Raw genomic sequence first — 9,890 nt, forward strand, 5'->3', positions numbered from 1 at the left:
CGGGGATGGTTTGCTATAGGACGAACGAATCGATGTAGGGGGATGCGAGAGTGAAGAGCGTCGAGCCCGAGGTGTTCCTCGTTGCGCGGCCCGAACTGGACTACGACGAGGTCGCCCGCTACCTGCGGGACGTGGGCGGGGAGAGCTGGCTGGAGCGGCTCGACCGCGGCGAGCTCGACGACGAGCTCAACGACCCGCAGAACCTGGCGGAGTTCGCCGGCCGGCTCTGCTACCGCTCCTGGGAGCCGGGCCTCAACCCCAACGTGACCAAGATCCGCACCGACTCGGGCCAGTACCTGCGGAACATCCTGCGCAGCCTGCACGGCTCGGTGCTGGAGCACGTCAGCTTCAGCTTCGTCCTGCACAATGTGAGCCGCGTGCTGACGCACGAACTCGTCCGGCACCGTCCCGGGGTGGCCATTTCGCAGGAGTCGCTCCGGTTCGTCCGGCTGCAGGACATCCCGTTCTGGTTTCCGGAGTGGGCCCGCGAGGACGCCGAGCTGATGAAGCGCGCCACCGCGATGCTGGAGCAGATGGAGGAGTTCCAGGGCTGGATGGCCGCCCACTTCGGCCTGGACGACGAGGGCGTGCCGTTCAAGGAGAAGAAGCACAAGACCTCGTTCATGCGCCGCTTCGCGCCCGAGGGCGTCGGCACCGGGCTGGTCTGGACGGCCAACGTCCGCACCCTGCGCCACACCCTGGAGAACCGCACCGCGCCGGGCGCCGAGGAGGAGATCCGCCTGCTCTTCGGCAAGATCGGAGAGGTGATGCGCAAGGAGGCCCCCGACCTCTTCGGGGACTACGTCGTCGAGGACGGCGCCTGGATCCCCGAGTGGCGGAAGGTCTGACCCTCACTCGTAGACGCTGAGCTCGATGAGGTTCCGGTCGGGATCGCGGACGTAGACGCTCGTGATGGGGCCGGCGGCGCCGGTGCGGCGCACCGGGCCCTCCTCGACGGGGACGCCGTGGCGCTCCAGGTCGGCGAGGGCCTCGTCGAGCGGCCCCGCGACGATCAGGCAGAGGTCGGCGCTGCCGGGGACCGGGTGCGCCGCCTTCGGCTCGAACTCCCGGCCGGCCTCGTGCAGGTTGATCTTGCCGGCGCCGAAGGCGAGGGCGCGGCGGCCCTCGCCGAAGGTCACCGCCTCCATGCCGAGCACGCGCGTGTAGAACCAGATCGCCGCGTCGATGTCCGCGACGGTGAGGACGAGGTGGTCGAGGCGGTCGATGCGCATGGGGCCACGGTAGACCGGTGCGCGCCGGGGGCTGGGCAACGGTGGGCGGCTGGGGAATTATTCGACGGTATGTCTGACATCACGATCCCCGTGGGAGCGCGGGAGCTGCCGGGGTACCTCGCCGTCCCCGAGGGCGAAGGGCCGTGGCCGGGCGTCGTCATCGTCTTCGAGGCGATGGGCGCGAACGCCGACATGCGGGCGCAGGCCGACCGGTTCGCCGCCGAGGGCTACCTCGCCGTCCTGCCGGACCTCTACAACGGAGCGCCGTGGGTGCGGTGCGTCGCCAAGGCGATGCGCGACATGCGGGCCCAGCGCGGCGCCGCCTACGACCACATCGAGGCCACGCGTGCGTGGCTCGCCGGGCGGGCCGACTGCACGGGGGACGTGGGCGTGTGCGGGTTCTGCATGGGCGGCGGGTTCGCGCTGGTCGCGGCGGCGAAGTACGACTTCAAGGCGGCGGCCGCCAACTACGGCATCCTGCCGCGGCGGCCGGAGGAGTCGCTGCGGGGCGCGTGCCCGATCGTCGGCAGCTACGGCGGCGCCGACCCCACGCTGCGCGGGGCCGCGGCCCGGCTGGAGCGCGCCCTCACGCGGGCCGGCGTCGAGCACGACGTGAAGGAGTACCCGGGGACCGGGCACGGCTTCCTGACCGGGCTCACCCCGCCGGCTCCGCTCGGCCCGGTCGCCAAGATCGTCTTCGGGCTGGGCAGGGGGCGGGAGAACGCGGCCGACGGCTGGGCGCGGATCTTCGCCTTCTTCGGCGAGCACCTCGCTAAAAAATCTACAACGTAAAGGCGCCGGCCGTGCTCAGGCCCGAGCGCCGGGTCAGGCCCTGAGCACGGCCTGGGTCTGGGTCACCTGGGCGACGCGGCGGCCGGACTCGTCGTAGAGGTCGGTCTGGACGACGATCGATGTGCGGCCGGTGTGCAGCGGGCGCGCGACGCCGCGGACGCAGCCCTCCCTGACTCCGCGGAAGAAGTTCGTCTTGGACTCCAGGGTCGTGGTGGAGGTGTCCGGCGGGAGGTTGAGGAACGCGCACGCGGCGCCGAGGGTGTCGGCGAGGGCCATGAGGGCGCCGCCGTGCATCACGCCGCCGGCGGTGCAGCGCTCCGGGGCCCAGTCGAGCCGGCCGGTGACCTCCTCGGGACCGGCGGCGTCGATGCGGACGCCGAGCGCGCGGGCGAACGGCATCGCGTCGGTCAGCTGGTCGGGGGTGATCCCGGTGGTCATGGAGCCTCCTCGGTGGTCGTGTGCGGCCCACTCTCGCGGGCGGGGCCGCACGGCGTCCATTACCCCGGACGTAATCGCGCGCGTGACCGGCGGGCCGGTAGCGTCCGAGGCGTGACGACGGCGTTGAGCGATGTGCGGCCCATCGGGGAGCAGTTGCGGGCCTGGCGGCAGCGGCGGCGGCTGAGCCAGCTGGAGCTGGCCTCGGAGGCGGGCGTGTCGACCCGGCACCTCAGCTTCGTGGAGACGGGCCGGTCCGCGCCGAGCCGCGAGATGGTGCTGCGGCTCGCCGAGCACCTGGACGTGCCGCTGCGCGACCGCAACCTGCTGCTGGTGGCGGCCGGGTACGCGCCGGTGTTCGACGAGACGCCGATCGAGGAGCCGAAGATGGACGCGGTCCGCGCGGCGCTGAAGCAGGTGCTGGCCGGGCACGAGCCGTATCCGGCCGTGGTCGTGGACCGGTTCTGGAACCTCGTCGACGCCAACGCGGCCGCCGCGTTCTTCATGGAGGGCGCGCCGCCCGAGCTGCTGGAGCCGCCGCTGAACGTGCTCCGGCTGAGCATGCACCCGGACGGCATGGCGCGGAACATCCTGAACCTGGCCGAGTGGCGCGCCCACATGATCGACCGGGTGCGGCGGCACGTGGCGTTGACCGCGGACGCCGCGCTCGCGCAGCTCTACCGGGAGCTGCGCGGCTTCCCCGGAGACGTGGGGGAGGCGATGGCGCCGCCCGCGGGCCACGACGTGTTCGTCCCGCTGCGGATGCGGGTGGAGGGCCGGGAGCTGTCGTTCTTCAGCACGATCGCGACGTTCGGCACGCCGGTCGACATCACGGTCGCGGAGCTGGCGATCGAGTCGTTCTACCCGGCGGACGAGGCGACTAAGGAGTTCCTGCGGGAGCGCGCGGGCCGGTGACCGGGTCGCCGGCCGCGAGCAGGTCGTGGTGGATGTGCCGCGCCGGCACCCCGAGCCGCCGGAGAGCGGCGACGGTCCCGCGGACGAGCGGGCCGGGTCCGGCGACGTAGGCGGCGAGGCCGCCGGCGTCGCCGTCCAGGAGGGCGGGCAGGACGTCCGGCACGCGGCCGGCCGGCCCGCCGCTCCGCGGTGACCGCGACAGCACCGGGGTGACGGTGAGCCCGGGGCAGGCCGACTCCAGCAGCCGCAGGTCGGGCATGTCGTAGAGGCCGTCGGCGGTGCGGGCCGCGACCAGCAGGCGGACGGTGCGGCCGGCGGGGGCGGCCTCCTCGGCGAGGGCCTTCATGGGGGAGAGCCCGGTGCCGCCGCCGATCAGGAGCAGGTCGCGGTCCGGGTCGGGGTCGAGCGTCATCGCGCCCTCGGCGGGGCCGAGCAGCACGGTGTCGCCGGGAGCGGTGCCCCGGACCAGGGCGCCGCTCACCCAGCCGCCGGGACGCGCCCGGACGTGCAGGCGCAGCGTCCCGTCCGGCCGGGGCGCGTTCGCGATCGAGTAGGGGCGCCACACGCGGGGCCAGCGGGCGGTCTGCACGCCGACGTGCTGCCCGGCGGCGAACGGGAGCGGCCGCTCGGGGCGCAGCGTGAGCACGGCGAGGTCGGGGGCGCGGCGGTCGTGCGCGGTGACCTCGGCGGCCCACCAGGGCGGGGCGTGCGCGGCGTCCAGCTCGGCGGCGCCGGCCATGGTGCCGGCGGCGTGCCGGTAGGCGGCGGTCCAGGCGTCCTCGGCGCCGGGGGTCCACACGTCGGCGGCGTAGACGCGGAGCGTCGCGGTCAGCGCGGCGCCGACGGCGGCGTAGTGCTCGCGCAGCACCCCGTACTTGCGGTGGCCGCGCCCGAGCCGGCCGAGGTGCGCGTCGAGGTCGCCCGGGTCGTCCTGGCTCCACACGATCCGGACGAGCGCCTGGAAGAACCGGTCGTGCTGGTGGCCCATCGCGGGCGGGAAGAGGGCGCGCAGCTGCGGCTCGGCCGCGAAGAGGCGGCCGTAGAAGTAGCTCATCGCGCCCGCCGGGTCGGCTTCCAGCCGGGCGAAGCACTCCTTGACGACGCGGGGTTCCGGTGACATCTCTCGGCACGCTCCCAGCCCGTTCCCCGGCCAACGCGGGGGCCCGGCACCGGCGGTCGCGGCAGGTCGGGTGCCCGGCTTTGTGAGATTCTCTACTTCGATCCCGCGGGTCCTCAAGCGGGCCGGTGCGGACGGCCGGCGATCGATGCGCTGTGTGATGGTCCGTGGATCCTGCGTGACCGGATGCCGTGCGAAAAGAGCACGCATACTGATCGGTACGGGTGCGGTGCGAGCGCCGTCCGTTGCCGAACGGGCCGGACGCGGAGGAAGAAACCACTCCCAGGTGGCAGATTTCATGATTCTTTGCCGCGCCCCGGCCGAGTGCCCGTCCCCGGGCGCCGGCCGGCGCGGCGGCGATCTCGCCGCTTCGGACTGCGCAGACCCGCCCCGTGAGGCAAGCTGGCCGGGAGAGAGGCCGGGGGCGGGGCGGCGCAGGGGGGCGGGTGAGGCACCACAGGGTGCCGCGGAAACGGACAGATCACCCCTATTGGCAGCCGTCCTGTGGCCAGTGCTCAGCACGAGGGGGAGACACGCACATGTCAGAGGCCGTCCGCGGGGCTCCGGGCCCCGCCGCCGGTGCCGGCGCGCCGCCGCTCATCGGCATCACCACCTACCTGGAGCCGGCCCGCTGGGGGGTCTGGGTGCGCGAGGCCGCGCTCCTTCCGGCGCCGTACGCGCGCGCGGTCGAGCGGGCCGGCGGCGTGCCGGTGCTGCTGCCGCCGGCCGCGACGCTGCGCGGGGTGGACGCGCTGGTCGAGCGGCTGGACGGCATCGTCCTCTCCGGCGGCGGCGACCTCGACCCGGGCCTGTACGGCGCGGCCCGGCACCACGAGACCGGGCCGCCGCAGCCGCAGCGGGACCGGTTCGAGCTGGCGCTGGCCCGCGCGGTCGTGGCGGCGGACGTGCCGTTCCTGGCGATCTGCCGGGGGATGCAGGTGCTGAACGTCGCGCGGGGCGGCGCCCTCGTCCAGCACCTGCCGGAGGCGGTGGGCCACAGGGGGCACGCGCCGGAGACCGGCATCGTCGGCTCGCACCCGGTGCGGATCGCCGCGACCAGCCTGGTCGGCAAGATCCTCGGCGAGGCGGCCGACGTCCCGGCGTACCACCACCAGGCGGTCGGGCGGCTCGGCAAGGGCCTGTCGGCGGTGGCCTGGGCCGAGGACCAGGTAGTGGAGGCCGTCGAGCTGCAGGGCCACCGCTTCGGCCTCGCCGTCCAGTGGCATCCCGAGGAGGGCGACGACCCGCGCCTGTTCGAGGCCCTGGTCGCGGAGGCCGCGGGCCGCTGAGCCTGGATTGACGGGCCGGATCCGGGGAAGGCGGTCTGCTGGAACCCGCCGCCCGCCCCCGGAGCCGCCCGCATGCCCCTCCACCCGCAGACCGCGCGCTTCCTGGAGCTGCTCGCCGCCTGGACGGCGCCGCCGGGGGAGGCGGCGCGGCCCTCGATCGCGGAGATGCGGGCGCGGATCGGCGCGGCGTTCCCGGTCGTGCGGCGGGAGCTCCCGGTGGTGCGCGACCTGGAGGTGCGCGGCCCCGGCGGACCGGTGCCGGTGCGGCTGTACCGCCCGCAGCGGCCCGAGCGGGGGCCGCTGCCCGCGGTCGTCTACCTGCACGGCGGCGGGTGGGTGCTCGGCGGCATCGAGAACGTGGACGCCGCGTGCCGCGACCTGGCGGCCGCCGCCGGATGCGCGGTCCTGAACGTGGGGTACCGGCTGGCCCCGGAGCACCCGTTCCCGGCCGCCGTGGACGACGCGTGGGCCGCCGTCGCGTCCGCGGTGCGGGAGCCGGACCGCTACGGCGTCGACCCCGGCGCCGTGGCGGTGGCCGGGGACAGCGCCGGCGGGAACCTCGCCGCGGCCGCCGCGCTGCTGGCCCGGGACCGCGGGCTGCCGCTCGCCCACCAGCTGCTCGTCTACCCGGTGACCGACACGGCGATGGACACCCCGAGCTGGCGGGAGTACGGCACCGGGTACGGGCTGGACGCGGGCACGCTCGCGCAGTTCATGGACCTGTACCGGGGCGGCGCCGACCCGTCGGACTTCCGGCTCGCGCCGCTGCGCGCCCCCGGCCTGGCGGGCGTCGCGCCCGCCACCGTCATCACCGCCGAGTACGACATCCTGCGCGACGAGGCCGAGGCGTACGCGCACCGGCTCGCCGAGGCGGGGGTGCCGGTGGAGCTGCGCCGCTACGACGGCGTCGTGCACTCCTTCTTCCTGCTGCCGGAGATCTTCGACGCCGGCGCCGAGGCGATGGAGTTCGCCGCCCGGCGGCTGCGCTCGGCGTTCGGCGGCCGGGAGCGCCCGCCCGAGGTCGCGTGAGGCGCGGTCAGCCGAAGCGCTCGGCGAGGGCGCTCAGGCCGGTGGCGTAGATGCCCTTCGCGAGGGTCTTGGTCATCGCCTCCTCGTCGCCGGCGTCGGCGGAGAAGTCGGCCCACCACTCGACGAACGCCTGGCCGGTCGCGGTGACCGGCGCGACGCGCAGGCGGCCGCGGGCGCCGCGCACCGGCAGCGGGCTCTCCACGATCTCGTAGGAGTAGCCGCGGCCGGCGTCGTCCAGCGAGATGAGGCGCTCGCGGAACACCGAGTCGCCGGGGCCGATCAGCCGGCGGACGCAGCCCACGCGGTCGCCGGGCCCGCCGTCCTCGATCACGCCGGTCTGCACGCCCGGCATCCACTCGGCGAGGTTGCCGAAGTCCCGCAGGTAGGACCACACCTCGTCGGCGGTGGCATCGAGCACGGCGCTGGCGTACGACCGGGGCATGGACACTCCTCGCTGCGGGGGCCGGTGACCCCTCATGCTCGCGCGCCCGGTGCGGCCGGGGCAACGGGTCGACCGCCCGGAATCCGATTCGGAATGATCGGGGCATGCCGCCCGCGGCCTCCGGCTCCGGAGACCGGCCGCCGGAGGCCGGCCGGAGAGCGGGCTAGTACGACTTGGGCAGCCCCAGCTCGTGCTGCGCGATGTGCGCGAGGACCAGCTCTTCGGCGACCGGGATGTTCTTGCCGATGCGGGCGTCGCGGAACATCCGGGCGATCGGGTACTCCATCGAGTACGCCATGCCGCCGTAGGTCTGGAAGGCGCGGTCGGCCGCCTGCCAGGCCGCGTCCGCCGCGGTCAGCTTGGCGATGTTGGCCTCCGAGCCGCAGGGGCGGCCCCGGTCCCACAGCCAGGCGGCCTTGTAGGTCATCAGCCGGGCCAGCTCCAGCTGCGCCTTGGCCTTGGCGAGCGGGAACGCGATGGCCTGGTTCGCCCCGATCGGCTTGCCGAACGGCGCCCGGCCGGCGGCGTACTCGCGGGCGAGCCTCAGCACGAGGCCGCCGGAGCCGACGCCGCCAGCCGCGGCCAGGATCCGCTCGGGGTTCAGGATGTCCCACAGGACGAGGAAGCCCTGGTCGGCCTCGCCGAGGACGCGGTCTGCCGGGACGCGCACCTCGTCCAGGAACACCATGCTGGACGCGACGGTGTTCGTGCCGAGCTTCGGGATCGGCCGGTAGGTGAGCGTCCCCTCGGCGACGGCCTCCGCGACGTCCACCAGCAGGACGGTGAAGCCGGACGTGCGGGGCCGCGCCTCGGCCGCCGGGATCGTCCGGGTCACCAGCACCAGGAAGTCGGCCCGCTCGACGCCGGAGATCCAGATCTTCTGCCCGCTGACCAGGAAGTGGTCGCCGTCGCGGCGCGCGTGGGTGGAGATTTCGATGGCGTTGCTGCCGGCGTCCGGCTCGGTGATGGCGAAGCAGGTCTCGATCTCCCCGGACGCGATCTTCGGCAGGAACTCGCGCCGCTGCTCCGCGGTCCCGTGGCGGGTGATGGTGAGCCCGCCGAACGCGGGCGTGAGCAGGTACATGAACGACGCGGCGCCGCCCGCGCCGCCCTCGGCCAGCGCCTCCAGGGCGACCGCCAGCTCCAGCAGGCCCTGGCCCCCGCCGCCGTGCTCCTCCGGGATCGCCAGCGCGTGCCAGCCGCCCTGGACCAGTTCCCGCCAGACCTCCTCCGGCCAGCGCTTGTCCGCGTCGCACCGGCTCCAGTACTCCTGGTCGTACTTCCCGGCGATCGCCAGCACGCCCTCGCGCACCGCCGCCGCGCTCTCCGGCAGGTCGAAGTCCACCGCGCCTCCCTCAATCCGCGTGCGCACCACCGTAGCCGATTTCAGTAAGTGTCCACTGACGCGGGTGCCGTCATTGAAGGCCGCCCTGCCGGGTAGGCGATCGGACGTACCGCGACACGGGAGGGGGTGGCCATGCGGCCCCGCGACAGGTGGATGCTGGCCGGCGGACGGTGGAGCCAGGGCACCGGGCAGGACGTGTTCTCGGTGGCCGACCCGGCGACCGGCGAGCCGCTGGGGGTGGCGGCCGTGTCCACGCCGGCGGACGCGGCCGCGGCGATGGCGGCGGCGCGCGGTGCGGCGCCCGGCTGGGCGGCCGCCCCGGCGGCCGAGCGGAGCGCGGCCCTGCGCGCCGCGGCCCGGGCGGTCGAGGAGCGGGTGGACGAGCTGGCCGCGCTGGTGACCGCGGAGATGGGCAAGCCGTCCGGCGACGCGCTCGGCCGCGTCGAGGCCGGGATCGGGACGCTGCGCCAGTACGCCGAGCTGGGCGCCCTGCACGGGTGCCGCAGCCTGCAGGGCGGCCGGGACGCCTGCGACTTCATGGTCCGCGAGCCGCGCGGCGTCGTCGCCGTGATCACGCCGTGGAACGCCCCGGTCGCGATCGCCTGCGGCTTGATCGGCGCGGCCGTGGCCACCGGCAACACCGTCGTGCACAAGCCGTCCGAGCGGACCCCGCACACCGGCGCGATGCTCACCGAGCTGCTCGCTGCGCGCCTGCCCGACGGCGTCCTGAACATGGTCACCGGCGGCGGCGAGGTGGGCGAGGTCCTCGCCGGCCACCCCGGCGCCGACGTCGTCGCGCACGTCGGCTCCACGGCCGCGGGGCGGCGCGTCGCCGAACTCGCCCTGCGCACCGGCGCGAAGACCCTGCTGGAGAACGGCGGCTCCGACCCGCTGATCGTGGACGTCGGCGTCGACCCCTCCTGGGCGGCCGGGCAGGCGGCGATCGGCTGCTTCGCCGACGCCGGGCAGATCTGCACCTCGGTGGAACGGGTGTACGTCCACGAGGACGTGGCCGAGCCGTTCCTCGGCGCCCTCGTGGACCGCGCCCGCGGCATGCGCATGGGGCCGGGCGCCGACGTGTCCACCGAACTCGGCCCGCTCGTCGACGAGCGCCACCGCGCGCACGTCCACCAGCAGGTCGAGAAGGCGATCGCGGACGGCGCCCGCCCCCTCGCCGGCGCGCGGGTCCCCGAAGGCCCCGGCGCGTTCTACCCGGCCACGGTCCTGGCCGGCTGCGCCGACCACATGCCGATCATGGCCGAGGAGGTCTTCGGGCCGGTCGCGGCCGTGCGCA

11 protein-coding genes are annotated in these 9,890 nt (G+C 75.0%); 6 read left to right on the forward strand and 5 right to left on the reverse strand.

The annotated features are described in order from the left end of the window. Positions 1-50: 50 nt before the first annotated feature. A complete protein-coding gene (thyX, locus tag ACIWVC_RS14875) occupies positions 51-848 on the forward strand; it encodes an FAD-dependent thymidylate synthase (protein WP_396446255.1) in 798 nt (265 codons plus the stop codon). A 3-nt stretch (positions 849-851) separates the two neighbouring features. Here the strand turns inward: thyX and ACIWVC_RS14880 are convergent, their stop codons facing one another. After that, positions 852-1,232, reverse strand: a complete 381-nt coding sequence (locus ACIWVC_RS14880) for a VOC family protein (protein ID WP_396446253.1) — start codon at positions 1,230-1,232, stop codon at positions 852-854. Positions 1,233-1,301: 69 nt separating this feature from the next. Between ACIWVC_RS14880 and ACIWVC_RS14885 the strand changes: the two genes are divergently transcribed. Then, positions 1,302-2,024 carry a dienelactone hydrolase family protein gene (locus ACIWVC_RS14885; protein WP_396446252.1) on the forward strand — a complete coding sequence of 241 codons (723 nt, stop codon included), beginning with the start codon at positions 1,302-1,304 and terminating at the stop codon, positions 2,022-2,024. Between the two features lie 33 nt (positions 2,025-2,057). Here the strand turns inward: ACIWVC_RS14885 and ACIWVC_RS14890 are convergent, their stop codons facing one another. After that, entirely contained in the window at positions 2,058-2,462 is a 405-nt protein-coding gene (locus ACIWVC_RS14890; protein ID WP_396446251.1) for a PaaI family thioesterase, read from the reverse strand. 111 nt (positions 2,463-2,573) lie between these two features. Here ACIWVC_RS14890 and ACIWVC_RS14895 point away from each other — a divergent pair, with 111 nt between their 5' ends. Beyond that, a complete protein-coding gene (locus ACIWVC_RS14895) occupies positions 2,574-3,374 on the forward strand; it encodes a helix-turn-helix domain-containing protein (RefSeq protein ID WP_396446250.1) in 801 nt (266 codons plus the stop codon). On the opposite strand, the gene ACIWVC_RS14900 is transcribed toward ACIWVC_RS14895, so the two are convergent. Further along, positions 3,340-4,494 (reverse strand): globin domain-containing protein, encoded by a 1,155-nt coding sequence (locus ACIWVC_RS14900; protein WP_396454238.1) that lies wholly within the window; start codon positions 4,492-4,494, stop codon positions 3,340-3,342. The genes ACIWVC_RS14895 and ACIWVC_RS14900 overlap by 35 nt on opposite strands. 536 nt (positions 4,495-5,030) lie before the next feature. Between ACIWVC_RS14900 and ACIWVC_RS14905 the strand changes: the two genes are divergently transcribed. Both ACIWVC_RS14905 and ACIWVC_RS14910 read left to right on the forward strand, forming a co-directional pair. Then, on the forward strand, positions 5,031-5,780 hold the full coding sequence (locus tag ACIWVC_RS14905) for a gamma-glutamyl-gamma-aminobutyrate hydrolase family protein (protein ID WP_396446248.1): 750 nt from the start codon (positions 5,031-5,033) through the stop codon (positions 5,778-5,780). A 72-nt stretch (positions 5,781-5,852) separates the two neighbouring features. Then, positions 5,853-6,809: an alpha/beta hydrolase gene (locus ACIWVC_RS14910; RefSeq protein ID WP_396446247.1), complete on the forward strand. Its 957-nt coding sequence runs from the start codon at positions 5,853-5,855 to the stop codon at positions 6,807-6,809. A 7-nt stretch (positions 6,810-6,816) separates the two neighbouring features. Here the strand turns inward: ACIWVC_RS14910 and ACIWVC_RS14915 are convergent, their stop codons facing one another. Continuing rightward, positions 6,817-7,251, reverse strand: a complete 435-nt coding sequence (locus ACIWVC_RS14915) for an SRPBCC family protein (RefSeq protein ID WP_396446246.1) — start codon at positions 7,249-7,251, stop codon at positions 6,817-6,819. A 163-nt stretch (positions 7,252-7,414) separates the two neighbouring features. Beyond that, complete coding sequence (locus ACIWVC_RS14920) at positions 7,415-8,596, reverse strand: acyl-CoA dehydrogenase family protein (RefSeq protein WP_396446245.1); 1,182 nt, start codon at positions 8,594-8,596, stop codon at positions 7,415-7,417. Positions 8,597-8,728: 132 nt separating this feature from the next. On the opposite strand from ACIWVC_RS14920, the gene ACIWVC_RS14925 reads away from it, so the two are divergent. After that, a partial coding sequence (locus tag ACIWVC_RS14925) for an aldehyde dehydrogenase family protein (protein WP_396446244.1) occupies positions 8,729-9,890 on the forward strand: 1,162 nt, incomplete at its 3' end.

Origin of the sequence: Actinomadura sp. (genome assembly GCF_044508335.1) — a bacterium.
In the GTDB taxonomy this organism is placed as follows: domain Bacteria; phylum Actinomycetota; class Actinomycetes; order Streptosporangiales; family Streptosporangiaceae; genus Spirillospora.